General features: G+C 72.7%; 25 protein-coding genes and 1 pseudogene. 14 read left to right on the top strand and 12 right to left on the bottom strand.

The genetic code is table 11. The features are described from left to right. Nucleotides 1-89: 89 nt before the first annotated feature. Together ACFYW8_RS13545 and ACFYW8_RS13540 are read right to left on the bottom strand one after the other, a co-directional pair. A complete protein-coding gene (locus ACFYW8_RS13545) occupies nt 90-1184 on the bottom strand; it encodes a sensor histidine kinase (protein WP_389072587.1) in 1095 nt (364 codons plus the stop codon). A 14-nt stretch (nt 1185-1198) separates the two neighbouring features. Further along, the gene (locus tag ACFYW8_RS13540) at nt 1199-2098 is read right to left on the bottom strand and encodes a response regulator transcription factor (protein WP_389072348.1); all 900 of its coding nucleotides are present in this window, start codon (nt 2096-2098) and stop codon (nt 1199-1201) included. 103 nt (nt 2099-2201) lie between these two features. Here ACFYW8_RS13540 and ACFYW8_RS13535 point away from each other — a divergent pair, with 103 nt between their 5' ends. The 3 genes and pseudogenes from ACFYW8_RS13535 (at nt 2202) to ACFYW8_RS13525 (ending at nt 5190) form a co-directional block, all read left to right on the top strand. Continuing rightward, the gene (locus ACFYW8_RS13535; RefSeq protein ID WP_389072344.1) at nt 2202-3026 is read left to right on the top strand and encodes a glycosyltransferase family 2 protein; all 825 of its coding nucleotides are present in this window, start codon (nt 2202-2204) and stop codon (nt 3024-3026) included. After that, nucleotides 3023-3637 (top strand): annotated as a pseudogene (locus ACFYW8_RS13530) (DUF2064 domain-containing protein); the annotation flags it as partial. The gene ACFYW8_RS13535 and the pseudogene ACFYW8_RS13530, both read left to right, overlap by 4 nt. Nucleotides 3638-4185: 548 nt before the next feature. Beyond that, nucleotides 4186-5190, top strand: a complete 1005-nt coding sequence (locus ACFYW8_RS13525) for a class I SAM-dependent methyltransferase (protein WP_389072579.1) — start codon at nt 4186-4188, stop codon at nt 5188-5190. 430 nt (nt 5191-5620) lie between these two features. On the opposite strand, the gene ACFYW8_RS13520 is transcribed toward ACFYW8_RS13525, so the two are convergent. Further along, a complete protein-coding gene (locus ACFYW8_RS13520) occupies nt 5621-6994 on the bottom strand; it encodes a molybdopterin-dependent oxidoreductase (RefSeq protein ID WP_389072339.1) in 1374 nt (457 codons plus the stop codon). A 299-nt stretch (nt 6995-7293) separates the two neighbouring features. On the opposite strand from ACFYW8_RS13520, the gene ACFYW8_RS13515 reads away from it, so the two are divergent. Further along, a complete protein-coding gene (locus ACFYW8_RS13515; protein ID WP_389072574.1) occupies nt 7294-8772 on the top strand; it encodes a hypothetical protein in 1479 nt (492 codons plus the stop codon). Nucleotides 8773-8890: 118 nt separating this feature from the next. On the opposite strand, the gene ACFYW8_RS13510 is transcribed toward ACFYW8_RS13515, so the two are convergent. Continuing rightward, a complete protein-coding gene (locus ACFYW8_RS13510) occupies nt 8891-9013 on the bottom strand; it encodes a hypothetical protein (RefSeq protein WP_365869216.1) in 123 nt (40 codons plus the stop codon). A 217-nt stretch (nt 9014-9230) separates the two neighbouring features. On the opposite strand from ACFYW8_RS13510, the gene ACFYW8_RS13505 reads away from it, so the two are divergent. The 3 genes from ACFYW8_RS13505 to ACFYW8_RS13495 are packed head-to-tail and all read left to right on the top strand — an operon-like array spanning nt 9231 to nt 12498. After that, on the top strand, nt 9231-10703 hold the full coding sequence (locus tag ACFYW8_RS13505) for an APC family permease (protein WP_389072333.1): 1473 nt from the start codon (nt 9231-9233) through the stop codon (nt 10701-10703). Next, on the top strand, nt 10700-11137 hold the full coding sequence (locus ACFYW8_RS13500; protein WP_389072329.1) for a hypothetical protein: 438 nt from the start codon (nt 10700-10702) through the stop codon (nt 11135-11137). Before ACFYW8_RS13505 ends, ACFYW8_RS13500 begins: the two co-directional genes overlap by 4 nt. A gap of 35 nt (nt 11138-11172) precedes the next feature. Next, nucleotides 11173-12498 (top strand): dipeptidase, encoded by a 1326-nt coding sequence (locus ACFYW8_RS13495; protein WP_389072569.1) that lies wholly within the window; start codon nt 11173-11175, stop codon nt 12496-12498. Between the two features lie 83 nt (nt 12499-12581). Here the strand turns inward: ACFYW8_RS13495 and ACFYW8_RS13490 are convergent, their stop codons facing one another. After that, nucleotides 12582-13037 carry a (2Fe-2S)-binding protein gene (locus tag ACFYW8_RS13490; protein WP_365869220.1) on the bottom strand — a complete coding sequence of 152 codons (456 nt, stop codon included), beginning with the start codon at nt 13035-13037 and terminating at the stop codon, nt 12582-12584. A gap of 104 nt (nt 13038-13141) precedes the next feature. Continuing rightward, nucleotides 13142-15256 (bottom strand): molybdopterin cofactor-binding domain-containing protein, encoded by a 2115-nt coding sequence (locus ACFYW8_RS13485; RefSeq protein ID WP_389072322.1) that lies wholly within the window; start codon nt 15254-15256, stop codon nt 13142-13144. A gap of 222 nt (nt 15257-15478) precedes the next feature. Between ACFYW8_RS13485 and ACFYW8_RS13480 the strand changes: the two genes are divergently transcribed. Next, the gene (locus ACFYW8_RS13480; RefSeq protein WP_261706549.1) at nt 15479-15874 is read left to right on the top strand and encodes a helix-turn-helix transcriptional regulator; all 396 of its coding nucleotides are present in this window, start codon (nt 15479-15481) and stop codon (nt 15872-15874) included. Nucleotides 15875-15923: 49 nt separating this feature from the next. On the opposite strand, the gene ACFYW8_RS13475 is transcribed toward ACFYW8_RS13480, so the two are convergent. From ACFYW8_RS13475 to ACFYW8_RS13465, 3 genes are all read right to left on the bottom strand, one after another. Then, nucleotides 15924-17087 (bottom strand): NAD-dependent formate dehydrogenase, encoded by a 1164-nt coding sequence (locus tag ACFYW8_RS13475; RefSeq protein ID WP_389072316.1) that lies wholly within the window; start codon nt 17085-17087, stop codon nt 15924-15926. A gap of 126 nt (nt 17088-17213) precedes the next feature. Further along, entirely contained in the window at nt 17214-17810 is a 597-nt protein-coding gene (locus tag ACFYW8_RS13470) for a LysR family transcriptional regulator (protein WP_389072311.1), read from the bottom strand. A 92-nt stretch (nt 17811-17902) separates the two neighbouring features. After that, a complete protein-coding gene (locus ACFYW8_RS13465) occupies nt 17903-18427 on the bottom strand; it encodes a molybdopterin-dependent oxidoreductase (RefSeq protein WP_389072307.1) in 525 nt (174 codons plus the stop codon). Nucleotides 18428-18656: 229 nt separating this feature from the next. Between ACFYW8_RS13465 and modA the strand changes: the two genes are divergently transcribed. The 5 genes from modA to ACFYW8_RS13440 all read left to right on the top strand — a co-directional run bounded on the left by modA (nt 18657) and on the right by ACFYW8_RS13440 (nt 22885). Continuing rightward, nucleotides 18657-19508: a molybdate ABC transporter substrate-binding protein gene (gene modA / locus ACFYW8_RS13460; protein WP_389072302.1), complete on the top strand. Its 852-nt coding sequence runs from the start codon at nt 18657-18659 to the stop codon at nt 19506-19508. A 159-nt stretch (nt 19509-19667) separates the two neighbouring features. Continuing rightward, the gene (gene modB, locus ACFYW8_RS13455) at nt 19668-20549 is read left to right on the top strand and encodes a molybdate ABC transporter permease subunit (RefSeq protein ID WP_389072564.1); all 882 of its coding nucleotides are present in this window, start codon (nt 19668-19670) and stop codon (nt 20547-20549) included. Nucleotides 20550-20643: 94 nt separating this feature from the next. Beyond that, nucleotides 20644-21723 carry an ABC transporter ATP-binding protein gene (locus tag ACFYW8_RS13450; protein WP_389072297.1) on the top strand — a complete coding sequence of 360 codons (1080 nt, stop codon included), beginning with the start codon at nt 20644-20646 and terminating at the stop codon, nt 21721-21723. 101 nt (nt 21724-21824) lie between these two features. After that, nucleotides 21825-22283: a cupin domain-containing protein gene (locus ACFYW8_RS13445; protein ID WP_389072293.1), complete on the top strand. Its 459-nt coding sequence runs from the start codon at nt 21825-21827 to the stop codon at nt 22281-22283. Nucleotides 22284-22465: 182 nt separating this feature from the next. Continuing rightward, nucleotides 22466-22885, top strand: coding sequence for an ATP-binding protein (locus ACFYW8_RS13440; protein ID WP_365869230.1), 420 nt, complete (start codon nt 22466-22468; stop codon nt 22883-22885). 356 nt (nt 22886-23241) lie between these two features. Here the strand turns inward: ACFYW8_RS13440 and ACFYW8_RS13435 are convergent, their stop codons facing one another. After that, complete coding sequence (locus tag ACFYW8_RS13435; protein WP_020871138.1) at nt 23242-23445, bottom strand: cold-shock protein; 204 nt, start codon at nt 23443-23445, stop codon at nt 23242-23244. A gap of 280 nt (nt 23446-23725) precedes the next feature. Then, the gene (locus ACFYW8_RS13430; RefSeq protein ID WP_389072283.1) at nt 23726-24064 is read right to left on the bottom strand and encodes a MerR family transcriptional regulator; all 339 of its coding nucleotides are present in this window, start codon (nt 24062-24064) and stop codon (nt 23726-23728) included. 346 nt (nt 24065-24410) lie between these two features. Between ACFYW8_RS13430 and ACFYW8_RS13425 the strand changes: the two genes are divergently transcribed. After that, entirely contained in the window at nt 24411-26471 is a 2061-nt protein-coding gene (locus ACFYW8_RS13425; RefSeq protein WP_389072278.1) for a TerD family protein, read from the top strand. A 36-nt stretch (nt 26472-26507) separates the two neighbouring features. On the opposite strand, the gene ACFYW8_RS13420 is transcribed toward ACFYW8_RS13425, so the two are convergent. After that, complete coding sequence (locus ACFYW8_RS13420; RefSeq protein WP_037614735.1) at nt 26508-26729, bottom strand: hypothetical protein; 222 nt, start codon at nt 26727-26729, stop codon at nt 26508-26510. Nucleotides 26730-26867: the final 138 nt, after the last annotated feature.

The raw sequence follows: 26867 nt of genomic DNA, 5'->3' as shown, positions 1-26867 counted from the left end.
GGAACCACGAGGAACGGACGCCCCGGCCCACAAGGATCGACCGGCGGCATCCACGGACGCTGCCGGCGAATTCAAGGCCGGGGCGTCTCTCACACGCCCGCCATCGGGAGGGTGACCTCGAAGCGGCAGCCGCCCGGGACGTTGTGGACGGCGGCCATGCCCCGGTGAGCCTCGACGATGCCGCGCACGATGGCGAGGCCGAGGCCCGCTCCGGCGGGTGGCGTACGGGCGTGGGTGCCGCGCCAGCCCGTGTCGAAGACGCGCGGGAGGTCCTCCTCCGGGATGCCTCCGCAGCCGTCGGTGACGGACAGGACGACGCCCACGGCCGAGCGTTCGGCGGCGACCGCGACCGTGCCGTCGGCGGGCGTGCGGCGGATCGCGTTGACGAGGAGGTTGCCGAGCACGCGGCTCATCTCCTTGCCGTCCACCTCGACCGGCACCTGCTCGATGCGGTGCCCGACCAGACGTACGCCGTGTTCGCGGGCCAGCGGGTCCGCTCCCGCGAGGGCGTCACCGACGAGGTCGTACACGGAGACGCGGGAGGGGGACAGGGCGAGGGCGCCCGCGTGGATCCGGGAGAGTTCGAAGAGGTCGCCGACCATGTCGTTGAGGCGTTCGACCTCCGTACGGATCTGGCGCAGATAGCGGTTCGGGTCCGCCGCCACACCGTCCTCCAGGGCCTCGGACATGGCGCGCAGCCCGGCGAGCGGGGTGCGCAGGTCGTGCGAGATCCAGGCGACGAGCTCGCGGCGCGAGGTCTCCAGGGCGCGTTCGCGGTCGCGGGACTCGGCCAGCTTGCGGCTGGTGGCCGCCAGCTCACGGCTGAGCGCGGAGAGTTCGGCGGTCGCCGGGCCCTCGGGGGCCGCGAAGTCCCCGCCGTCGCCGAAGGAGCGGGCGGCGAGGGTCAGCGCCCTGCTGCGGGCCACGACCGAGCGGCCCAGCAGGAGCGCGGTGGCCAGCGAGACGACGGCCGCCATGGTGATGACCGTCGTGACCACGCTCAGGTCGTGCGGGGACAGGAACATCGCCCACGCCACCGCCAGCGTTCCCGCGAGCATCGCGCAGACGGCCACGGCGGCGACGACCGCGACGGAGGCGGTCAGCGAGCGGCGCCGGAGCAGCCGGAGCGCGCACGCCCCGAGCAGACCGGCCGCGGCGGCGCCCAGGAAGGCGAACAGGGCCATGACGAGTATGTCGTTCACGAGCGGGCCTCTTCCTCGGACGCGGGGTGGGGCGGACCGGCGGTGGTGGTCCCGGCCGCCGCCTCCGTGTCGTCGAAGCGGTAGCCCACCCCCCACACCGTCTGGATCAGACGGGGCCGTGCGGGATCGTCCTCGACCTTGCCGCGCAGCCGGCGTACGTGGACGGTGACCGTCGACAGATCGCCGAAGTCCCAGCCCCACACCTCGCGCATCAGGTCCTCGCGGGCGTACGCCCGGCCGGGGTGCCGGAGGAAGAAGGCGAGGAGGTCGAACTCGCGGAGGGTGAGCGCGAGTTCGGCACCGTTCTTGGTGGCGCGGCGGGCCGACGGGTCGATGGTGAGACCGGCGGCCCGCAGCGGGCGCGCGGCGGCCACGGGACGGGTCCTGCGCAGGACGGACTCGACCCGCAGGACCAGTTCCCGCGGGCTGAACGGCTTGGTGACGTAGTCGTCGGCCCCGACCTCCAGGCCGAGAATCCGGTCGTCCTCGTCGCCGCGCGCGGTGAGCATGATGACCGGCACGGGCCCCTGGGCGCGCAACCGGCGGCACACCTCCAGGCCGTCCATGCCCGGCAGCATCAGGTCGAGCACCACCAGGTCGGGCCGGTGCGCGGCGGCGCGGGCGAGCGCGGCGGGGCCGTCCGCGGCACGGTCCACCAGATACCCGGCGCGGTCCAGGTATCCGGAGACGACCTCCGCCACGGTCGGGTCGTCGTCCACGACGAGGACCCGGGTGGTCGCCGCGCGAGCGGGCGCGGCGGTCTCTCCGAGCGGACTCGCCACGGATCCGGGGCGGACGTTCGGAGCAATCCCCCGGTGCGGGTTCGCAGCCGGTCCCGGGTCCCCGGTCACGCTCGGGGCAGGTCCGGCACCTGGGGCTTCGTGCGGTCGATGCATGGATCCAGCGTCCCACCCGGCCCGGTCCGGTACGGCTCGTCGGGACCGACGTCCGAGTTTCGTAAGGACACGAAGTCCGCTATGTCCCTTTCGCGTTCGTAAGGTGAAGCCCGTGACGACCTTTCCCGTACCGGACCCGGACGTCGACCTGGTCCTTCCCTGTCTGAACGAGGCCGGCGCCCTGCCCTGGGTGCTCTCCCGGATCCCCCCCGGCTGGCGCGCGCTGGTCGTGGACAACGGTTCCACGGACGGCTCCGCGGAACTGGCCCGCGCGCTCGGCGCCACCGTCGTACGCGAGGAACGCCGCGGTTTCGGTGCCGCCTGCCACGCGGGACTGACCGCGGCCACCGCGGACATCGTCTGCTTCTGCGACTGCGACGGTTCCCTCGATCCGGCCCTGCTCCTGCCGTTCGTCGCCGAGGTCCGGGCCGGCGGGGCCGACCTCGTGCTCGGCCGTCGCCGCCCGCAGGGGCGCGGCGCCTGGCCCGCGCACGCCCGTGCGGGCAACATCGCGCTGGCCCGCATGCTGCGGCGCCGTACCGGCCTGCGCCTGCACGACCTCGGTCCGCTGCGCGCGGCCCGTCGCGAGGCGCTGCTCGGCCTCGATCTCACCGACCGGCGCAGTGGCTATCCGCTCCAGATGGTCGTCCGCGCCGCCGACGCCGGTTGGCGCGTGGCCGAGCACGACGTGCCGTATCTGGCCCGCACCGGTGTCTCGAAGGTCACCGGCACCTGGCGCGGGACCTGGCAGGCGGTCCGGGACATGCGCCGCGTCCTGGCCGAACCGCCCACGCCCGTAGGGGTTCGCGCCCAGGCCCAGACGGCGGCCCGGACCGGAACCCGGACCGGAGTTCAGCCCGGAGCCCAGGTTTCGGCTCCGGCACCGGCGTCGGCCCTCGAACCCTCCCGAGGAGGAACCGTCCAGTGAGCGTCACCCTGCTCGTCATCGCCAAGGAACCGCGTCCTGGACGGGTGAAGACCCGGCTCACACCGCCGTTCACTCCCCGGGAAGCGGCGGCGCTCGCCGAGGCGGCCCTCGTGGACACTCTGCGCGCGGTGGCGGCGACGCCCGCGCGCCGCCGGGTCCTCGTGCTCGAAGGAACGCCCGGCCCCTGGCTTCCGGCCGGCTTCGACGTCGTACGACAGTGCCCCGGCACTCTGGACGAGCGGCTGGCCGCGGCGTTCGCGGACTGCGACGGGCCCGCTCTGCTCATCGGCATGGACACGCCCCAGGTGACGCCCGCCCTGCTCACGGTGGACTTCGCGGACTGCGACGCGTACTTCGGGCCGGCCGAGGACGGCGGCTTCTGGGCCCTGGGCCTCGCCGAACCCGACCCGGAGCTCCTGCGGGGCGTACCCATGTCGACGCACACGACGGGTGCGGCGCAGCGCGAACGGCTCGTCGGGGCCGGGCTGCGGGTACGGGATCTGCCCCGCCTGCGGGACGTCGACACGGCCGCGGACGCGACGGCGGTCGCGGCGCTCGCGCCCGAAGGGGGCTTCGCGGCGGAGCTGGACCGGCTCGGAACGGTGGCCGCACCGGCCGCCGGACAGGTTCCCCGACCGTCCGCGCACGAGGCGAGCGGGCCGCTCCAGGGCCAGCCGACCGGCCCGGTCCCGGGGCAGACCCCCGGACCGACCGCAGGGCGGACCGCAGGGCGGACCACGGGAGCGACGGCCGACCAGGCCTCGGGGTTCGTCGCCGGACTCAGGGCCGTACGAGCCGTAGGGATCCCGGCCGGAATCGGTACCGCCCCGGATGCCGGCGCGCTCGCCGGACAGCGGGGTGCCGGCCGATGAGCGGCGCACGCGGGACGACGGCGCGAGGCGTGAGCGCGGCACGGAGCCCCGTGCCCGTCGCGGTGACAGGGGCCGGTCCCGGGACGAGGATCGAGTCCGGGACCCGGAACGGGACCTCCTCGACCCCGACCTCCCCCAGGAGCGGGACCGGCACCACGAACAGGACCGGCACCGGCACTGGCACCGGGATCGGAATGGGGATCGGGATCGGGAGCCAGGCCGGAACCGGGATCGACGGCCGGACCGCGGCGGAGGCCGGGGCCGAGACGGGCACTGGGACCGGTCCAGTGACCCCGCCCGGAACCGGGAACAGCGCCGGAAGCGGAACCGGAACCGGAACCGGACGAGGCGGTGGGACCGGCAGAAGCGGTGGGGCCGGGCGAGGGACTCCGACCGGGCGGGCTGCGCGGTCCTGGGCCGCTGATCCCTATGCCGACGCACTGGGTGCCGGTCGGGGGCCGCTGTTCCTGCGGCGGACGGACGGCTGGCTGCTCCCCCTGGAGGTGGAGCGCTGGTGCGCCCGCGCCGACGCGGTGGACCTCCAGGTGCTGGCGTACTGCGAGGGCGCCGTACTCGACGTGGGGTGCGGGCCTGGACGGCTGGTCGCGGAACTCGCCGCGCGGGGACGACCCGCACTCGGCATCGACGTCAGCGAGGCCGCCGTGGCCCGCACGGTACGGCTCGGCGGGCAGGCGCTGCACCGGTCCGTCTTCGAGCCGCTCCCCGGCGAGGGCCGCTGGGGCACCGCCCTGCTCGTCGACGGCAACATCGGCATCGGCGGCGACCCGGCCGCCCTCCTGCGCCGCACGGCCGAGCTTCTCGCCCCGGGCGGCCTGTTGATCGCCGAGACCGTGGCGGGCGCGGACGTCGACGAACGCGTCGACGTCCGCATCGTCCGCGCCGCGCACACCGACGACGAGGACGAGGACGAGCACGACGTTGCCTCCGAGGCCGAGACGGGGGGCGGGGCCGGTATGGCCGAGCTCGGGGGCGGCGGCACAGGCGGGAGCCCGAGCGGGAGCGATGGCGCGTCGGGCGACCGGGGCGCGTTCCCGTGGGCCCGGCTCGGCACCCCGGCCCTGCTCCGGCACGCGGCGCGCGCGGGATGGCGCGCGGACGCTCAATGGGCGGCGGGCGGACGTTCCTTCGTGGCCCTGCGCAACGGGTCGCGGCGGGACGCCCGGACGGACCGCAGGACGAGCAGCAGCGCGGAACCCCCGAACAGCACCGCCGTGATCAGCAGCCAGTGGGCCAGGAAGTCGTCGCCCGGCAGGGCGGTAGCCGACCGGTAATGGTCGGCTACCTTCCCGCTGATCAGCGGGAACCACACCAGCAGCAGGAGACCGGAGAGGGCCGCCGGAACACGGACGTACATCGTCCGGTCCCGGTGGCCGGTCGCGTCCAGCGCCTCCGCGACGGCCCGGTCCGCACCGGCGTACAGCGGCACCAGCACCAGGTCGTGCAGCACCGCCGCGCCCACGAACCAGAGCGCCACCCGGGACCATTCGGCCGCGAGCAGCCGCACCCCCGCATAGGCGGCGAGCGCGAACGTGCAGGCCAGCAGGAGAAGTTGGAAGGGGCTCCCGACCAGGTCCCGGCCGATGCGCGGACGCGTCGCCGGGCGCAACGCCCCAAGCCGCCGTCGCAGCTCAAGTCGTCGCGGGTCGAGGCGCCGCAGGTCGAGGCGCCGCAGGTCGAGCCGTCGCAGGTCGAGCCGTCGCATCACAGGTCTCCGAACGTCATCCGGGCCACCCATTTGGTGTTCAGCACGCCGGGCGCTGCCGGAACGATGACCCGCGCCGGGTAGCCGTGATCGGGGGTCAGGTCCTCGCCGTTGACGAACAGGGCGAGCAGGGAACGCGGATCGCGCACCTGGTTGTCGCGCAGGGCGGCCACCCGGAACGCCCCGTGCCGCTGCAACGACTCCACGAGTACGCCGGGGGCGTCCTTCTCGTAGCCGACGAGCCCCGCCAGGTCCCGCAGCCGCACGCCCCGCCACCACTGGTCGGACGTCGACCAGCCCTCGACACAGGCGATGGGCAACGCCGCGCTGCGCAGGGGGAGTTCCTGGAGTTCGGCACGGCTCAGCCGGACCGTCCCGCCCTTCCCCGTGACGACCAGACGCCAGGCCTCCTCACTGGTCTCCGTGGCGGTGATGCCGCGTGACGCGGCGGTCTTGTTGATCTGGAAGCCGCCTGGTCCGGACCCCGGTTCGGCACCGCCGTGCGGGGCCAGCAGCGCCGTGTCGCGCAGCGGCCCGTCGAAGCTGTGGCCCGCCGTGGTGGCGACCAGGAGCACGGAGCCGCCTCCGACGAATCCGAGGGCCCCGCGCCGCGAGACCGTCGGCGGCAGCGGGTCCGGGGACACCAACTCGTCCTCGGGCCGCGCCGGTTCACCCGCGCCGGGCCGGTCGCCCGCCCGGTCCGGCGACACGCTCGCCGGCCCCGGCCCCGGCCCCGGCCGCGGACTCGGCCGCGGACTCGGCTCCGGGCTCGACAGCCGGCCGGGCTCCGGGCTCGACAGCGGGCTCGGGCGGCGGATGTGGCGCAGGTTGCGCAACGCCGTCGGCACCCGCAGGACCGCGTGGGTCACGAACGCCGCCATGAACACCCAGGCTCCGTAGAAGTGCAGCGTGTAGAAGGAACCGGGGAAGACGTAGTCGAGCTGGATGTTCAGCACGCCGGTGGTGAACTCGAAGAGCGCGCCCCCGACCAGGAGCAGCAGCGAGAGCCGCTCCAGGGCGTGCGCGAGCGAGCGGGCCGGCGGCAGCGCGAACAGTTTCGGTACGACCGACCACAGCTTCGCCAGCAGGACGGGGATCAGCCCGACGCCGAGCGTGACGTGCACCCCCTGTGTGAGGCGGTACAGCCAGACCGGACGGGTCGGCCAGGAGAAGAGGTAGAACCCGAGGATCCCCTTGTCGGGGGTCTTGTCGTTCACCGCCGAGAGGTTCGGGTTGTAGGCCGCGTACGACAGGAGCCCGGTCACGAACAGCACCGTGATCCCGACGAGCAGCACCACGCCGAGCACGGAGGTGAACCAGGGACCGCGCAGCGGGCTGCGCCAGAACGCGGGTGACGAGGGAGACCGTGGCATGCCCCGACCGTAGGCCGGGGGCACCCCCCGAACGGGTTCTCAAACCATGACGAAACTCTGACGTCCACCTCAGCGGCCCCGCTTGCCGAAGCCTCCCGGCCTAGCGTGCGAGGGTGAACCGCGATCTCCGCCGCGATCTGCCTCGCGACCGGCCCGAAGACCCTTCCCGGGTCCTTCCTCCGACTCCTGCTCCTCCCCCGGCAGTTCCCCGAGCACTTCCCCGGGGCCTGTCACAGACCCTGTCCCGGGCCCGGGACCGTGCCCGCTCCCGGGCCGGGTCTCCCGACCTCTCCCGCGCGCTGCTGAGCGACCGGCCCCGGGGCGTCCTGCGCGACCTGACCGCCGCCCTGGCCGCCGCGCTGCTCGTCCTGACGGCGGTGATCGTCGGATACGTCATCGAGCACAGCGACGGCACGCTGTTCGTCAGCGCCGCGCCGCTGTACGGAAGCTGGGGGCCGCATGTCGGACCCGGCACCGCGGCCGCGGTCACCGTGGCCGTCGCGGTCGTGGCGTACGGGCCCCTCCTCACCGCCCGGCTGCCCTGGCGGCGACTGCTGTCCGCCGTGTGGGCCACGACGACGGCGTGGACGTTCTCCCTCGCGCTGATCGACGGCTGGGAGCGGGGCGTGGCCCGGCGCCTCACCGCGCGGAACGAATATCTCCAGGTCATCTCGCCGGTCAACCGCTTCCACGACATCCCGGCCGCCCTGCGGGACTTCACCCACCACATCCTGTTGCACTCCCCCGACCACTGGCCCGCGCACATCGCCGGACATCCGCCGGCCGCCACCCTCACCTTCGTCCTCCTGGACCGGATCGGACTGGGTGGCGGGGCCTGGGCGGGCGTCTGGTGCGTCACCGTCGGCGCGACGGCCGGGGTGGCGGTGCTCGTCACCGTGCGCGCCCTGGCCGGGGAGGCCCTCGCGCGGCGGGCCGCTCCCTTCCTCGCCCTCGCTCCGGCGGCCGTATGGATGGGCACCTCGGCGGACGGGTACTTCGCGGCCGTCGCCGCCTGGGCCCTCGCCCTGCTCGCCCTGGCGGTCACGGGACACCGGCCGCGGACGACCGGCTTCGCCTCCGGTCTCCTCCTCGGCCTCACCGCGTACCTCTCGTACGGGCTGACCCTGATCTCCGTGATCGCCTGCGCCGTCCTGCTGCTCGGGCGTCGCTCCAGGCTCCGTCCGCTCTCCTGCACCCTGGCCGGACTCACCGTCGTACCAATGGTGTTCACCCTGCTCGGCTTCGACTGGTGGGAGGCGTACCGCCTGTTGGTCACCCGTTACTACGAAGGGGCGGGCGGCATCAGGCCGTACGGCTACTGGGTCTGGGCGAATCTCGCCTGTACGGTGCTGATCGCGGGACCGGCGACCGTGGCGGGTCTGCGCAGGGCCGGGGTCGCGGTCGTACGGATCGGAGCGGCGTCGGTGCGCGGCCGGGCGCGCCCCGCCCCGGCGGGCCGGGCGCCCGTGCCCGAGTCGGCACCCGCGGCCCCCTGGGAATCCGCGGTCACCGCACACGCCACCGCGAGTGCGGCGCCGGGATCCACGACTCCCGGCGGCACCGCCCCGCGTCTGGCCGTCCTCGTCGTCGGGGCGCTGCTCGCGCTCCTCGTCGCCGATCTCTCCGGCATGAGCAAGGCGGAGACCGAACGCATCTGGCTGCCGTTCGTGATGTGGTTGCTCCCCGCGGGGGCGTTCCTCCCCCGGCCCCGTGCCTGGCTCATCGCCCAGGCCGCCCTGGCCCTGCTCCTCAACCACCTTCTGCTGACGGGCTGGTGACCGTCCTGGCCGGTCCCGGACGCTCCGGGGCCGGCCCCGAGGCGGATCGTCGGGTCACATCGGCGAAGAGTTCCGCGGCCCCGTGGCCGTACCCAGGTGTGCCCCCGCAGATGCCCTCTCAGTGCTCGGCGTCCGCCGGTTCGGCGAGGGTCGCTCCGAAGACCAGGCGGCCGACGGCGATCGCGGTGACGGTCGTGATGAGTTTCAGCAGGTCGCGGAAGCCTCCGACCCGTCCGTCCACCCGAACCGGTGACGAGGCCCGGACCGGCAAGGACCGGCACCACCCGAACGAGCGAGGACGACCGCCCCCGGCGAAACCGCCGTCACCCGAACCGGTGACGAGGGCCCGGGCGGCCGGGAACCGTCGCTCACTCGGACGGCGCACCCGCCGCGCGTCCCGGCTCACCCGCCCGGAGGCTGGCCTCAACGCCTTCGACGCATGAACAGGGAGGGGTCCGATGAGCTCGATGGACATGCCCGCGGACGCGCCACGGCAGTCGGCGCGCGCCGCCGCGCACGCCACGATTCCGGACGCGCCCAGACTCACCTGGCTGACGCTGGCGCTGATGACGACGGCGTCGGTGGCGAGTCTGCGGGCCGCTCCCACCATGGCGGTGTACGGGCTGGCCTGCGTGTTCCTCTACCTGGTCCCGGCGATCGTGTTCCTGCTGCCCACCGCCCTGGTCTCCGCGGAGCTCGCCTCCGGCTGGAACGGCGGTGTCTACCGCTGGGTGAGCGAGGGGCTGTCCAAGCCGCTCGGCTTCCTCGCCGTGTGGTGCCAGTTCGCGATGACGATCTTCTACTACCCGAGCCTGCTGGCCTTCGTGGCGAGCACCCTCGCGTACGTCATCGACCCGGCCCTCGCCTCCAGCGGCCTCTACACCGCGATCGTCATCATGGTCCTGTACTGGACCGGCGTCTGGATCTCCTCGCGCGGCACCAAGGCGCTGGCGGGGCTGTCCAGTTGGGGCCTGGTCATCGGCACCCTGATCCCCGGCACGATCCTCGTCGTGCTCGGCATGGTCTTCCTGGCCCAGGGCAACCCCTCGGCCGCGCCCATGACGGCCGGCCATCTGCTGCCGGAGTGGACGGGCCTGGCCAGCCTCGTGCTGATCGTCAACAACTTCCTCTCGTACTCCGGCATGGAGATGAACGCCGTCCACGTGTCTTCGCTGAAGAACCCGGCGAAGGAGTACCCGAAGTCGATGTTCCTGGCGATGGGCCTGGTGCTGCTGATCTTCATCCTGCCCGCGCTGGCGATCAGCTGGGTGGTGCCCTCCAGCCAGACCAGCCTCACCGCCGGTGTCATGCAGGCGTTCGACGCGTTCTTCTCGTACTTCGACATCGGCTGGATGACCCCGATCGCGGCGGTGATGCTGATCTCCGCGTCACTGGCCGGCATGCTGACCTGGCTCGCCGGACCGTCCAAGGGTCTGCTGCAGATCTCCCGCAGCGAGGGCTATCTGCCGCCGTTCCTCCAGCAGTTGAACCGGTTCGGTGTCCAGCAGAACATCCTGGTGACCCAGGGTGTCGTGACCACGGTGATCGCGCTGGCCTACGCGTTCATCCCGAACGTCTCCAACGTGTACTGGATCTTCTCGACGATCACCACGCAGGTGTATCTCATCGTCTATCTGCTGATGTTCGTCGCCGCGATGAACCTGCGGAAGAACCAGCCCGACCACCCGCGCGGCTACCGCGTCCCCGCCCTCAGACTCACGTGCGTCGTCGGCCTGCTGTCCTCGGCCGCGGCCATGGTCATCGGTTTCGTACCGCCCTCGCAGTTCGGCGGCGGCAGCGTGCTGGTGTACGTCGTCATCATCGGCAGCGGTCTGGGTCTCCTCGGCCTGGTGATCCCGTGGGCCTTCCTGAGGTTCCGCAAGCCGAGCTGGCAGACGGAGGCGGCGCGCGAGGAGGAGGCGACGTCATGAGTCCCACCCGGTTCGCATCCGAGCACAGGTGGATCTACATCGGCGCGATCGTCGTGCTGCTCGCGCTCGTCGTGATCGGACTCGTGCGCTACGCGGCCATCACGACGAACAACAAAGCCACGCAGAAGGCCAACGAACTCGCCGACGCCGCCGTGGCGGCCGGCTACCGGCGCCCCGACACCGAGCTGATCGCGAGCGTCCTGGGAACCGACGGCGGGCTGGTGTGCGACGACCCCGCCAGTGCCCTCAAGTCGGCCCTGTGGAAGATAAACGTGTCGAACGGCGCCGCGTTCGTGGGACAGCGGCCGGTCATCGGCGACGGCAGGGCGCTCGCGGCGGAGGCCGCGATCCTGAAGATCTACTGCCCGGAGAACCTGGACAAGATCCAGGACAAGCTCGGCACCCTGAAGACCGACGACACAGTGAGGCAGTGACGGTGTCCGAACTCGCCCAGAAGGTCGCCGGGTTGATGGGCCGGGCCAGGACGGACCTGGCGGAGCTGGTCGCCATCCCGTCCGTCGCCGACCCGCGGCAGTACCCGCCCGAGGAGTGCCACCGGGCCGCGCGGTGGGTGGCCGACGCCTTCACCGAGGCGGGGCTGCGGGACGTCCACCTCGCCGAGACGCCCGACGGCAGCCTCGCCGTCATCGGCCACCGCCCGGCGCCACCCGGCGCGCCCACCGTCCTGCTGTACTGCCACTACGACGTGCAGCCGCCGCTGGACGACGACGCCTGGACCACCCCGCCCTTCACCCTCACCGAGCGCGACGGCCGCTGGTACGGACGCGGCACCGCGGACTGCAAGGGCAACATCGTGATGCACCTGACCGCCCTGCGGGCGCTCGGCGACGACATCCCGGTCGGCCTGAAGTTCGTCGCCGAGGGGTCGGAGGAGCAGGGCACGGGCGGGCTGGAGAGTTACGTGGCCCAGCACCCGGAGCAGTTCCTCGCGGACGCGCTGCTGGTGTGCGACACCGGCAACGCGGAGGTCGGCACCGGCACCGCCACGGTCACCCTGCGCGGCCTCGCCAACGTCGTCGTCACCGTCGACACGCTCGCCGGAGAGGTGCACTCGGGCATGTTCGGCGGCCCCGCCCCGGACGCGCTCGCCGCGCTGATCCAGCTGCTCGCCACCCTGCGCGACCCGGCCACCGGCGCCACCCGCGTCAACGGCCTCGACTGCGAAGGCGGTTGGGAGGGGGCCGGCTACGACGAGGCGCGGTTCCGCGCGGACGCCGGCGTGCTGGACGGAGTCCGTCTCACCGGGACCGGCACGGTCGCCGACCGGCTGTGGGCCCGTCCCGCCGTCACCGTCCTCGGCATCGACTGCCCTCCGGTGGTCGGCTCCACCGCCGCCGTGCCGCCCACCGCACGGGCCCGGGTGAGCCTGCGGGTCCCGCCCGGCACGGACTCGGCGACGGCCCGCGCGGCCCTCACCCGGCACCTCACCGAGGCCGCGCCCTGGGGAGCGCGGGTCACCGTCGAGGACGAGAGCGCCGGCGCCCCGTTCCGGGCGGCCACCGACGGCCCCGCCTACACCGCGCTCGGCCGCGCCATGAACGAGGTCTACGGCAAACCCATGGCGTTCCTGGGGCAGGGCGGCTCCATCCCGCTGTGCAACGTCCTCGCCGAGACCTACCCTCGCGCCGAGATCATCCTCATGGGCGTGGAGGAACCCCGCTGCCTCATCCACGCGCCCGACGAGAGCGTCGACCCGGCCGAGATCGAGCACATGGCCCAGGTCGAGGCCCTCTTCCTGCGCGCCTACGCGGCCATCGGGGGCCGCGGCCGCTGACTCGCGGCACGATCGCTCCCCGCGGGATCACGACGTCGCCGTACGGCCGTGATCCCGTCCCTCGGTCCTGTGCGGGCGTACGGTCACCCCTGCGCGGAAGCCTTCTTGATCGCCTCGCGGATGCGGGAGTAGGTGCCGCAGCGGCAGACGTTCTCGATGCGGTCGATGTCCGTGTCCGTGGGGTTCGGGGTCTTCTTGAGCAGGGCCGCGGCGGCCATGATCTGGCCCGGCTGGCAGAAGCCGCACTGGGAGACGTCACAGTCGAGCCAGGCCTGCTGCACGGGGTGCAGGCGGTCGCCGTCGGCGAGGCCCTCGATGGTGGTGACCTCACGGCTCGCACAGTCCGCGACCGGCACGACACAGGGCTGGAACTCCGCGCCGTCGAGATGGCTGGTGCAGGCCCGGCAGACACCGACACCGCAGCCGTACTTGGGCCCGGTCACCTCCAGCAGGTCGCGCAGCACCCACAGCAGGGGCATGTCCGCGGGTGCCTCGACGGTGACTTGTTTCCCGTTGAGCACGAAGGAGTAGGACGGCATCAGCACTCTCTCCGGAGCGGCATCGGTACCTGCACCTCTAACGGGTCTCGGAAGGGGGTCGGACGGAGTTCTCGGGAGGCGTCGGAAGGGGTCGGAACGAGATCTCAGAAGTTGATCGGGAAGCGGCGGGGGCGGGTCCCCGTCGCACGGGCGTAGGCGTTGGCCACCGCGCCGGCCGCCGCCGGGACACCGAGTTCGCCGGCCCCTCCGGGGTCTCCTCCGGAGGGCATGATGTGCGCCTCGAAGTGCAGCGGGGCGTGCCGCTGACGGGCCCAGTGGAAGTCGGCGAAGCTGCCCTCGCGGACGGCGCCCGCGTCGAGGTGCAGGCCGGCCGTGAGCACCGTGGAGATGCCGTCGATCGCGGTGCCCATGAGCTGGGCCTCGAGTCCGCGCGGGTTGACGGCCGTTCCGACGTCGGCGGCCATCACGACCTTGGTGACCCGCGGATTCTTCGGGTCGACGGCGTCGATCTCGACCAGACAGGCCACGCAGGAGCCGTACTCCTCGTGCACGGCCACGCCCTGCGCGTGCCCGTCCGGCATGGTCCGGCCCCAGTGTCCGGCCTCCGCCGCCCGGTCGAGCACGGCCCTGACCGCCTTGCCGCGCAGTGTGGTCCGCCGGAACGCCACCGGGTCCCGGCCGAGGCTCCGGGCGATGTCGTCGACGACGATCTCCTCCGCGGTGCGCATGGTCCCGGAGTCCACGGAACGCCAGGCGCCCAGCGGCATGGCGAGACCCACCGATCCCGAATCGCCGGACACACGGCCGAAGTTGTAGAGCCCGCTGTCGCTGGGCAGCGGTCCGCCGGCCCGGACGCCCATGGTGGTGACACCGCCCTGCGCGGTGACGCCCGGCTTCTCGTACGACTCGCTCACCGACGCCGTCATGTGCGTGAACGCCACCACCCGGCCGCCCGCGTGGCTGGCCCGGATGCGGTGGTGGCTGGCCGGGCGCATCCGGCCGTGCCGCATGTCGTCGTTACGGCTCCACATCAGCTTCACCGGACGGCGGGCCGCCTTGGAGACGAGGGCCGCCTCGACGGCGGCGTCGTAGGTGAGCCGGCGCCCGAACGACCCTCCGCCGCGCAGGACATGGACCCGGACCTTCGAGGCGGGCAGCCCGGTCACCGAGGCGATCGTGTCGCGCGCGTCCATCGGCGTCTGGGAGGAGAACCAGATCTCGGCACTGTGCGCCCGTACGTCCGCGACCGCGGTCAGCACCTCCATCGGGGCGTGCCCGACGAACGCGAACTCGAACTCTCCGCCCACCTGCAGGGTGCCGAGCGGCGGAGTGCCGAGCGGCGGGACCGCCGCCCGCAGCCGGGCTCGTACCGCCGCGTCGGACAGGGCCGCGAGCGGGCCCGGCGACCAGGTGATCCGCAGCGCGTCCCGGGCCTTGAAGGCGTGGTGGAAGGTGTCCGCCACGACGGCGACCCCTCCCTCGATCCTGACGACGGCGTGGACGCCGGGCAGCGCGCGGGCCGCCCGGTCGTCGAGCGAGCGGACCTTCCCGCCGAGCGTCGGCGGCCGGGCCACCACGGTCGGCTTCGCCCCGGCCACCGCCAGGTCGCCGGTGTACTTCGCCCTGCCGGTGACGATGTCCCGCGCGTCGATGCGGGAGGTCGGCCGCCCGATCACCCGGTGCCGGGAGGCCGGCTTGGGATCGGTGGACACGGCGGGCCGGTGGATCCGGGCGGCTGCCGCGGTCAGCGATCCGAACGTGGCGGTACGGCCGTCGGGCGCGACGACCGTGGTGTCCCGCGTGCGCAGCGTCTTCGGGGGCAGGTGCCAGCGCCGGGAGGCGGCGGTCACCAGCTTGGCGCGCGCGGTGGCGGCCAGCGCGCGGGCGGGCCCGTACAGCGAACCGACCGAGTTCGAGCCGCCGGTGAACTGGTTGCCGCTGCTCCGGGCCTCGGCGAGCGGGATCTCGACGTCGGCGAGCCGGGCGTCCAGTTCCTCGGCGATCATCATGGCGACCGCGGTGGTGATGCCCTGGCCGACCTCCACCCTCGGCAGCCGGACGACGACCTTGTTGGCCGCGGTGACCTCCAGGACCAGCATCTCGGCGTCGGTGCCGGTCACCAGCACGTCGGAGGGTCCCGCGGCGGGCTCGGCACCCTCCGCGGGGGAGGCGTCGCAGCCGAGCGGCGCGGCGACGATCAAGGTGGACGCCGCCAGCGTGTGGACGATGAATCCGCGGCGGGACAGCTGACGGGCCAACGAAGGCTCCTCTCCGAGCCACCCGGGAGCGTACGACTGGTAAGAGGGACGGACCGGCCGTGCGGTTCCCGCTGAACGGATGCGGCGTCCACCGCGTCCCCGTACCGACCGGACGGCGGACGGGGAGGACCACATGAACAAGCGAAGCAGGATCGGGGCGGCCGGCGCCCCTCCCGGGGTTCGGCTTGCAGGTGCGAGGACCGCCTGCCTATCGTCGCGCGTATGCAGTCCTACACGATCGGCCAGGCCGCCCGGCTCCTCGGGGTGAGCCCCGACACCGCCCGGCGCTGGGCGGACGCCGGGCGGGTGACCACGCACCGGGACGAGAGCGGACGGCGGCTCATCGAGGGGCGCGACCTCGCCGCGTTCTCGGTGGAGCTGGCCGGAGCCGGCGGTGAGGAGGGCGTCACCTCCTACACGTCCGTCCGCAACGCCTTCCCGGGCATCGTCACCGCCGTCAAACTCGGCGATGTCGCGGCCCAGGTGGAGATCCAGGCGGGACCGCACCGGCTGGTCTCCCTGCTGACCCGGGAGGCCGTCGAGGAACTGGGCCTGGAGGTCGGCGTGGAGGCCACGGCCCGGGTCAAGTCGACCAACGTGCACATCGACCGCGCCTGACCGGCCGCCGGTTCGGGAATCCGCCGTCGAGCAGGAGCGGGCGCCGGGTTCAGGAAACCGTCGTCGAGTACGAGTGGGCTCCCGTGCCCGCGAGCGCGCCCCCGTCGACGATCAGGTACTCGTCGCGGATCGGGGTGCCGTCCAGCCAGCACTCCAGGATCTCCCGGGTGCCCGCCGCGTAGCGGGCCTGCGCGGAGAGCGACGAACCCGAGATGTGCGGAGTCATCCCGTGGTGCGGCATCGTGCGCCAGGGATGGTCGGCGGGCGCCGGCTGCGGATACCAGACGTCACCCGCGTAACCGGCCAACTGTCCACTGACCAGCGCTCGTTCGACCGCGTCACGGTCCACGATCCGGGCCCGTGCCGTGTTGATGAGATACGCCCCGCGCTTCATCGTGGCGAGCAGCTCGTCGCCGAACATTCCCTCGGTCTCCGGGTGCAGCGGCGCGTTGACGGTGACGACGTCGCAGTGCGGGACCATGTCGGCCGCGGTCGGATGGAAGGTGAGCCCGAGCTCCCGCTCGACGGCCTCCGGCAGCCGGTGCCTGTCCGTGTAGTGGAGCTTCACGTCGAAGGGCGCGAGCCGCCGCAGCACCGCGAGGCCGATCCTTCCTGCGGCGACCGTGCCGACGTGCATGCCCTCCAGGTCGTACGAACGGGCCACGCAGTCCGCGATGTTCCAGCCGCCGTCGAGCACGACCTGGTGCGAGGGCAGGTAGTTGCGGACGAGTGAGAGCGTCGTCATCACCACGTGTTCGGCGACGCTGATGCTGTTGCAGTACGTCACTTCGGCGACCGTCACCCCGTGCGCGATGGCCGCGTCGAGGTCGACGTGGTCGGAGCCGATACCGGCGGTGACCGCCAGTTTCAGGTTCTTCGCGGCCGCGAGGCGCTCGGGGGTGAGATACGCGGGCCAGAACGGCTGCGAGACGACGACGTCCGCGTCGGGCAGCTCCCGGTCGAAGACCGATCCGGTGCCGTCCTTGTCGGAGGTGACGACCAGGGTGTGACCGCGCTCCTCAAGGAAGCGCCGCAGCCCGAGTTCGCCGGTCACGCTGCCGAGCAGCCGCCCCGGGACGAAGTCCGTCCCCTTCGGGGTGGGCGCGGTCTGACCGCCGGGATAGTGGTCGATGACGGGGAGGTCGTCCCGGGCGTACGTCGTCGGGTATCCGTCGGCCGGGTCGTCGTACAGCACGCAGAGCACCTTGGCCATGTCGCGGCTCTCCTCAACTCCGTTGTCCGTAAGGTTCTTTCACCATCCTCGGAGTCAAATGCCCTGGTCAAAGCGAACGTCGCTATGTGCCGATAGCCACGGGCTATGAACCCGTCTCAACCCGGCTCAACCCGTCTCCCCCAGATGCGCCTTCAGCAGCGCGTCCAGCGCGTCGCGCACCCCCGCCTCCCCGGCCACCTTCAACAGCGCCTGCGCCAGCACCGATTCGGGCTCGTGCCGCGCGACCACGATGCCGACCCACGGCCCGTGCGCGGGGCCCTCCAGCGGCACCACCCGCATCCCCCGCGGCACCCCGAACATATGCAGCCAGGCATGCGAGATCACGCTCGACCAACGGCCCCCGGGCAGTTGCGCGTGGCGCTCGCAGAACGGGGTGGTGAGCAGGGACGCGGCGGGCAGCGCGGTGGGCACGATGCCGAGACGCAGCGTGCCGGTCAGACCGCCGCGCAGCGCCGACAGCTCCTGGCGCAGGGCGTCCCGCTCGGCGAGGATCCGGTGCGCCCAGGCCAGTACGACCTCGCCCTCCGGGGTCAGGCCCTCGTACCGGCGGCCGCGGCGCACGATCGGCACGTCCAGCTCGTGTTCGAGCCGGCGGATCGCGGCGGACAACGACGGCTGTGACACGAAGCAGGCCGCCGCCGCGCGGGCGAAGTGCCGCTCCCGGGCGAGCGCGACCAGGTACTCCAGCTGACGCAGCAGCACGCGCCACCTCCCGTCGGCGGGCCAGGGTCGCAGACGCGGGGCGGCCCTGTCACGGCCCCTGCCGCCGGCTCACGCCCCCGGCAGCCGGCTCACTATGCCGGGCGCGGGCTCACGGCCCCCGGGTGCCGGCTCCCGCCGGGCCACGACGGGTATCGGCCGTCCACCCGGATGGCGTTGATGCCGCTGATGTGCCGGGCCCCGCACCGGTCCTGCGGCAGGACCAGCTGCGGGCCCGCCCGGTCCAGCGCGATGCCGTCGATGCCGACCGCGAGCAGCACCGGGGCGTGCGCGAAGTCGGGGTCGATCTCGGCCCAGGTGAGCAGTGCGTGGTGGCCGTCCGCGCCGGCCACCGCGATGAGGAAGCGCAGCCGGTCCTTGCGGCGGGCCGGATCGAAGCGGGGCCCGGCGTCCCGCAGCACGTCGTACAGCAGTGGGCCCTCGAAACCGTGGTGCCGCACTCCGCTGGTGGCGCACTCGAAGCTGACCCGGACCCGGTGCTGGGGCCACAGGAGCAGGTCGGGCACGGTCAGCCGGGCCGGCCGGGCGAGGTCGCCGGTCAGCACGAGTTCCGCGAGCGAGGGGGCCGGCGGCGTCGGCTGTCTCAGGGACTGGCTCACAGGGCAGCACCTCCCGCAGGACCGTACCCAGCGGGCGGTCACGTACAAACGCACATGCGTACACCCGAAGGCCGTACGCACAGCTCATGCGATGAGACAGGAGACTTACAGCTCGCACATGCGGAAGTATGATCAGCGCATAACAGAACGTGAGCTCATGACTGAAGACCACGACGAAGACCACGACGGAGGCTTCAGCGAGCCTCAGAGTTTCCGAGGGAGTAGATCCGTGACGACCCGATCCGCGCGCCGGACCCGCCGCACCACCCGGACCTTGCAGGTGGCCGGCGTCGGTGCCGCCACGCTGCTGGCCCTGAGCGCCTGCTCGTCCTCCGACAGCGATTCCGACTCCTCGGACGCGGCGAAGTCGCCGGCCTCGACGTCCTCCTCGCCGAAGCTCACCGGCACGGTGACGGTCTTCGCCGCCGCCTCCCTCAAGGAGAGCTTCACGACCCTCGGCAAGGACTTCGAGAAGGCCCACCCCGGCACCAAGGTCACCTTCAGCTTCGGCGGCAGCGACTCCCTCGCCGCGAGCATCACGGGCGGCGCCCCGGCGGACGTCTTCGCCGCGGCCAGCCCGAAGACGATGGCGATCGTGACCGACAAGAACGACGCGGCGACCGCCCCCGCGACGTTCGTGCGCAACCAGCTGGAGATCGCCACCCTGCCGGGCAACCCGGACAAGATCGCCTCCCTGAAGGACCTCACCAAGTCCGGCCTCAAGGTTGTCCTGTGCGACAAGACGGTGCCGTGCGGCGCCGCCGCGCAGAAGGCGCTGACCGCGAGCAAGCTGAAGCTCACCCCCGCCTCCTACGAGCAGGACGTGAAGAGCGCCCTGACCAAGGTGGAGCTGAAGGAGGCGGACGCGGCGGTGGTGTACAAGACGGATGTGAAGGCCGCGGGTGACAAGGTGGAGGGCGTGGAGTTCCCCGAGTCGGCCGACGCCGTCAACGACTACCCGATCGCCCTGCTCAAGGACGCGCACAACGCGGCCGCGGCCAAGGCGTTCATCGAGCTGGTGCGGTCGGCGGAGGGCCAGAAGGTGCTGACGGCGGCCGGCTTCCTGCAGCCCACGTCCTGACACCCGCGTCCTGACACCCGCTCGCGTCCTGACACCCTCCTCCTGGCGCCCGTCGCCTCCTCCGTCCGTATCCCGGCGCGCCTCCCGGCACGTATCCCGTGCGGCCCGCCCCTTGAAGCGAACGCCTGAACCCCGTCTCCTGAAGCCATGAGTGATCCCGTGACCTCGCTCGACAAGTCCGACGCCGCGGCCGACACCCTCACGGGTGGGCCGCGGCGCGGACGCGGCCGGACGTGGGGCCGGACGGGTGGGCGGGTGCGGAGCGGGGCGCCGCTCGCCCTCCTGCTGCCGGCCCTCGTCGGGCTCGCCTTCCTGCTTCTCCCGCTCCTCGCGCTGCTCGTCCGGGCGCCCTGGCGCAGCCTGCCGGACCAGCTGTCCAAGCCCGAGGTCTGGCAGGCCCTCCAGCTGTCCCTGTTCTCGGCCACGGCGGCCACCGCGGTGAGCCTGGTGCTCGGCGTGCCGCTCGCCTGGCTGCTGGCACGTACGGAGTTTCCCGGGCGAGGGCTCGTCCGGGCCCTGGTCACACTGCCGCTCGTACTGCCCCCGGTGGTGGGCGGTGTCGCGCTGCTGCTGGCCCTCGGCCGCAACGGAGTCGTCGGGAAGCTGCTCGACTCGTGGTTCGGGATCACGCTGCCCTTCACCACGGCCGGGGTGGTCGTGGCCGAGGCCTTCGTGGCGATGCCCTTCCTGGTGATCAGCGTGGAGGGCACCCTGCGGGCGGCCGACCCGCGCTACGAGGAGGCCGCCATGACCCTCGGCGCCTCCCGCTTCACCGCTTTCCGCCGGGTCACCCTGCCCCTCATCGCGCCGGGCATCGCCGCCGGTTCCGTCCTGGCCTGGGCCCGCGCGCTGGGCGAGTTCGGCGCGACGATCACCTTCGCGGGCAACTTCCCGGGCCGTACCCAGACCATGCCGCTCGCCGTCTACCTGGCCCTGCAGAGCGACCCCGACGCCGCGATCGCCCTGAGCCTCGTCCTGCTCGTGGTCTCGATCGCCGTCCTCGCCGGGCTGCGGGACCGCTGGCTGACGGCGGCGTCATGACGGGCATCCGTACGAGGGTCGAGCACGGCACCGTATGTCCCTACGAGGGCGGGCGTCCCGCCGGACAGCCGTCCGAGAGCGAGGTGATCGCGTCATGACGGACGCCCCCGCGGCCACGACCACGCCGTCCGACCAGGGCCTCGACGCACGTCTCGTCGTCCGGCGCGGCTCGTTCCGCCTCGACATCGAACTCTCCGCGGCCCCCGGGGACGTCGTCGCCCTGCTCGGACCGAACGGCGCGGGCAAGACCACCGCGCTGCGCGCGCTGGCCGGGCTCACCCCGCTGTCCGAGGGCGGCCGGCTGCGGCTGGACGGCGCCTCCCTGGACCGTACGCCGCCCGAGTCCCGCCCCGTGGGCGTCGTCTTCCAGGACTATCTGCTCTTCCCGCACCTGTCCGCGCTCGACAACGTCGCCTTCGGGCCGCGCTGTCGGGGCGTACCCAGGGCGGAGGCGCGGGCACAGGCCGCCGCGTGGCTGGAGCGCATGGGCCTCGCCGACCACGCCGCGGCCAGACCGCGCCGGCTCTCCGGCGGGCAGGCGCAACGGGTCGCCGTCGCCCGCGCCCTCGCCACCCACCCCCGGCTGCTGCTGCTCGACGAACCGCTCGCCGCGCTGGACGCCCGTACGCGCCTGGCCGTACGAGCCCAACTCCGGCACCATCTGGCCGACTTCGAGGCCGTTGCCGTCCTCGTGACGCACGACCCGCTGGACGCGATGGTGCTGGCCGACCGGCTCGTGGTCGTCGAGGACGGCCGGGTCGTCCAGGAGGGCAGTCCGTCGGACATCGCCCGCCGGCCGCGCACCGACTACATCGCCCAGCTGGTCGGTCTCAACCTGTACCGGGGCGGGGCCGAGGGCCACACCGTACGGCTGGAGGCGGGCCCGGCGATCACCACGACCGAGAAGCTCGACGGACCCGTGTTCGTGGCGTTCCCGCCCGGCGCCGTCACGCTCCACCGCGACCGCCCGACCGGCTCCAGCGCCCGCAATCTGTGGCAGTGCCGAGTGGGCGGTCTGGAGACGCACGGCGACCAGATCCGCGCGGACCTGACCGGCGAACTGCCGCTCGCCGCCGACCTGACGACGATCGCCGCGGCGGAACTCGACCTGCGTCCGGGCGCTGTCGTCTGGGCCACGGTGAAAGCGGCCCAGACACACGCCTATCCGGCCTAGCCCGAGCCCGCCGCCCCGGCCGGGAGGACCCCCCGGCGGACATGCGCGTGTCCACCGGGAGTTGGTTGAACCCTCTCCCCGCCGCGTGATAGAGGCAGGGGGTGACCTCTCCTGAGACCGGGATTCCGGCACTGGCCGCCGCCCTGAACATGCAACCCCACCCGGAGGGCGGCTGGTTCGTCGAGACCTGGACCGCGCCGCAGGCCTTCCGGCCCGACGGCTACCCCGGCCCCCGCGCCGCCGCCTCCGCCATCTACTTCCTCCTCGCGCCCGGCGACACCTCCGCCTGGCACACCGTCCGCTCCGACGAGCTCTGGCTCTGGCACCGCGGCGGCCCGCTCGACGTGCTGCTCGGCGGCGACGGGACAACTCCCCAGTCGACCCCGCAGGTTGTCCGCCTCGGCCCCCGCGTCGAGGCCGGGGAGCGCCCCCAGGTCCTGGTCCCCGGCGGCATCTGGCAGTCCGCCCGCCCGGCCGGCGACGAGGAGGTTCTGGTCAGCTGCGTGGTGGCGCCCGGCTTCGACTACGACGACTTCCATCTGCTGGACTCGGGGCGCTGAACCGCCCGTTCGGGGCCTCGTGGCGGCTTTGTGACGCGGGTCGTTGGTTGCCGATCGCCCGGGTGGGGCATCACCCGAGTGCAGGGCCCGCCGCGCACCGTTTCGCGCGGGGCCCGGTCGACGGGGGAGGGAGCCGTCGGCCGGTGCTGGTTGTCCTGGGAGGGGAAAGAGAGGTGTCAGTCATGCGTGCGCACCAGCGCACCGTCCGGCCGACCGCCCGCGTGGAGTACACACTGCCGCGTACGGCCGTCTCGGCGGGCAGGGCCCGCAAACTGACCACGGCGTTTCTGACCCAGCCACGGCCGCGGCTCGCGTCGCCGACCGCGGACCAGGTGGACGACGCCACACTGATCGCCTCGGAGCTCGTCGCCAACGCCGTACGGTACGGCCGCAGCGGCTGCAGGCTGCGGCTGCAACTGGGGCACGGGCGGGTGACGGTCGAGGTCCGCGACGACAGTCCCGGACGGCCGCGGGTCGGCGCGCTGGACGCTGAGTCGGAAAGCGGCAGGGGCCTGGCCATGGTCCAGCAGCTCGCCCAGAGCCTGGAGGTCGTCAGTACGGGCTTGGGCGGCAAGACCGTCCGAGCGGTCCTGGCGGTGTAGCGACCGGGCTTGCGCCATCGGCGCGATCGGCATCGAGTCCGCCGTCGGCATCGGCATCGGCATCGAGTCCGCCGTCGGCATCGGCATCGGCATCGAGTCCGCCGTCGGCATCCGCGTCGAGGTCGCCGTCGGCATCAGGTCGGCATCGGCATCGAGATCGGCGAGCATCGCCCGCTGCGGTCGGCGCGATCGGCGCGTTCGGCACGTTCTGTGTGTTCGAACGGACGAGCCGAGTTTGACGCCCCCGAAAGCGGGCAGAGGGCACCGAAAATTCATCGCAATTTCAATGACCACAAAAAACAGATGGCCGGAGCCCACACCTTGCGGTGCGGACGCCGGCCATCCGGTGTCCCAGACTAGGCGGGGACGATGTTCTCCGCCTGCGGGCCCTTCTGGCCCTGCGTGACGTCGAAGGTCACCTTCTGGCCTTCCTGGAGCTCACGGAAGCCAGAGGTGGCGATGTTCGAGTAGTGAGCGAAGACGTCGGCGCCGCCGCCATCCTGCTCGATGAAGCCGAAGCCCTTTTCCGCGTTGAACCACTTCACGGTGCCAGTAGCCATGTCAAATCTCCTTCGGGGCAAAGCTCGAAGGTCCACACTGTGTGGACCTGCGTCGCCGCAATGATTGCCCCAACCGGAATGCACCGGAAAAACTTTGGGAACCACAACTGCAACTGATATCGACAGTAGCACGCTAGGGGCCTCGAAGGGGGCGCACTATCTCACTCCGGCGCGGGGAATATCAAAACCTCGCGGGCCCGTGCACCAAATTCTGTATCGGCCGAAGCAGATATCCCGAGAGGGCCGGAGAAACGGCCTCAGAGCGCCTCCGACGCCCGGCTCAGGCGTCCTGCGGTGTCGAGCCGCGCAGCTCCGCGTTGATCCGCAGCGCCTCGTCGAGGCAGTCCTCCAGCGTGACGATCCGGCAGGCCGCCTCGACCGGCGTGCCCTGGTCGACGAGATCCCGGGCGCGGGCCGCGACCCGCAGCTGGTTGCGGGAGTAGCGGCGGTGGCCGCCCTCTGAACGCAGCGGCGTGATCAGCCCGGCTTCCCCGACGGCCCGCAGGAACGCGGGGGTGGCACCGATCAGCTCGGCGGCCCGGCCCATCGTGTAGGCGGGGTAGTCGTCGTCGTCGAACCGGTCGGTGGGGCTCATGGTGCTTCCCTGGGGCGCGTGCATCACCTTCCACTTTGGCAGATCCCGTCCGGTACCGGCCCGGGGCACCCGTCTTCGGCCGGTGGCATCCGCGCGCCGCGCTCTCCCGGACGGCCCGGTGCACCGGCGAACGGCGGCTCATCACGCGCCGCAGGGCCATGGACCCCGCCTCGGCCGGGGCCCTGCGGGGCGGGCATGCACCGTGGGCCGTTCGGGTCGGGAGCAACAGGGACGAACCGATGCCGATGGTCCCAGGGGGCGATATAGGGTTCGCTGACGCGCCGGGTGTGGGGCGCGTCACACATGAGACGGAAACAGGCCGCTGCGGCGTGCCCGCGCGGCTGTGCATCTGGGGGGCCTAGTGCACGAGATGATCAAGGGTGCCAACGTCGGTCTGTCGTCGTTGAGCACGGACGTCGGCTCGGTGATGGTGAGCCTGGGGTGGAGCAGTCCGACGGGAGAGGGCGACGCGGACGTCTCCGTGCTGCTGCTGACCTCCGACGGCAAGGTACGCAGCGACGCGGACTTCTTCTTCTACAACAACCCCGTCGCCCCGGACGGGAGCGTGCAGCTCCTGGGCAAGGCTCCGACCGCCGACGGTGACGAGGACCGCATCACCTTCGACCTGACCGCGGTCCCGCCGGGGGTCGAACGGATCGTCGTGGCGGCGAGCCGCTACCAGGGGGCCGTTTTCGGGGATCTCGACGACCTGCGGCTGACCCTCTCCGACACCTCGGGCGAGGGCCTGCTGCGGTACTCCGTCGAGGACGCCGGGGCGGTCGGCGCCCTGCTCTTCGGCGAGTTCTACCGGCGGGCCGGCGACTGGAGGTTCCGTGCGATCGGGCAGGGCTACGGGTCCGGGCTCGCCGGTCTGGCCACCGATTTCGGCGTCGACGTCGACGACTCGGCGGAGACCGGGTCCGGGGAACCGGCCGAGACGGAGGTGTTCGTCGGGGAGCGGGAGCCCGTCGAGGCACGGAAGCCGGTCGAGGCGACGGTGATCGGGGCGGCGGTGATCGAGGCGGTGGCTGTCGCGGCCGTCGTGCCACCGTCGGTCCCCCGGTCCGCCGCGGCGGTCCCGCCCAGGACCGACCCGCGTCCCAGCACGGCAAAGAAGAAGGTCACGCTGCCCAAGGCGGCCAGGAAGTCCCTCGCCGAGAACGACAACTGGCGCACGGCCCGGCTCTTCCCCGCCGCCGCCCTGAAGAGCGACCGCGAACGGGAGACCCGGGCGACCTCCGTCCTGCTGTCGGTGATGGCGCAGGTGCCGGAGTTCGGCCGGCGGCTGACCGCGGGCTTCGGGGCACCGGCGGGACGCATGGAGACGTTCACCGAGGTCACGCTGCCGAACGGGGACTCTCCGCGGCGCCCGGACGGCGTCGTCCGCGTCGAGCGGGCGGGCAAACTGTGGACCGCGCTCGTCGAGACGAAGACGAACGGCAACCCGCTCAAGCAGGACCAGGTGCAGGCGTACGCCGACATCGCGGCCCGGCGCGGCTACGAGGCCGTGATCACCCTGTCCAACGACGTCGAGCTGGACGGCAGCCCGCTCGTCCAGGTCAAGACCGACGGCCGGCGCAAGAACAAGGTGGCGCTGCGGCACCTGTCCTGGGCCGAGGTGACCCACCAGGCGCAGATGCTGATCCGGCACGAGGGCGTCGCCCACGCCTCGCACGCCTGGCTGCTCCAGGAGCTCCTGCACTACCTCCAGCACGAGAACTCCGGCTGCCACGGCTTCCAGAACATGGGCCCGTCCTGGGTGCCCGTGCGCAACGGGATCGACGACGAGACGCTGTGCCAGGGCGACGCACGGGCCGTGGACGTCGTGGAGAGCTGGGAACGGCTCGTGCGGCAGGTATGTCTGCGGCTCGGCGGCGAACTGGGCCAGAAGGTGCTTCCCGTCCAGCGGCCCAGGCGCGGCGCGGATCACCGGGACCGGCGTGCCGGTCTCGCGGACCGGCTGTGCCTGGAGGGAAGGCTGGACGCCGAGCTGCGTATCGAGGGAACGCCCGGCGTCCTCGCGCTCTGCGCGGACCTGCGCACGGGCAAGCTGCGGACGTCGATCGAGATCCCGGCTCCGGACCAGGGCTACCCGCTCACCTGGGCCAAACGGCTCGTGCGGCAGCTCGACGAGGCTCCGGCCGATCTGCACGTGGAGACCCTCGTCGACGGGGAGGCGGGCGGGCCGCGCGGCACTCTGGAGCGGCTGCGTCCCGAACCGGCGGACATCCTGCCCAGGAACGGCGGCCGGATCACCGGTTTCCGGCTGTCCCTCTTCCGGGGTATGGGGAACACCCGGGGCAACGCCGAATCGGGTTTCATCCGGAGCGTCGACGACTCCGTCGACCGTTTCCACAACCTTGTCGTGGTCCATCTCGACCACCGCGCACCGCGGCCCCGGCAACCTGTGGTGGGGGCTGCCGCGGGCTGAGGTGGCGGGCCGGGGTGTTACGTCAGTGCGTGCTAGTCAGAGCCGGTCCATCCGGGTGTAGGGGCTCAGGACGCGGACCTGGCGGGCGCCGAAGTCGACGAGCATCGCGATGCCCTCTTCGACGCCGACGATCGTGCCCAGGCCGTACTGGTCGTGGGAGACGCGGTCTCCGAGGCTGAACTCCTTGGCCACGGGGACGACGGGTGCGGCGAAGGGGCTGGTGGGCAGGTGGCGCCGGGGCGCGGAGGATTTACTCATCGTGATTCCAGTATGGGCCCTATTCCGGCGGGCGGTAGGGCTTGATGGTCTCGATCCCGCTCCGACTCGGCGGCCCGGACCGCTCCGGAACCCGGTGTGCGGGGACCCCGGTGCGCGGTCCCCGCCCGGTCGGCCGCG

It is taken from the genome of Streptomyces sp. NPDC002742 (assembly GCF_042888885.1).
Lineage (GTDB): Bacteria > Actinomycetota > Actinomycetes > Streptomycetales > Streptomycetaceae > Streptomyces.
This window is presented reverse-complemented; position numbering and strand designations above follow the sequence as displayed.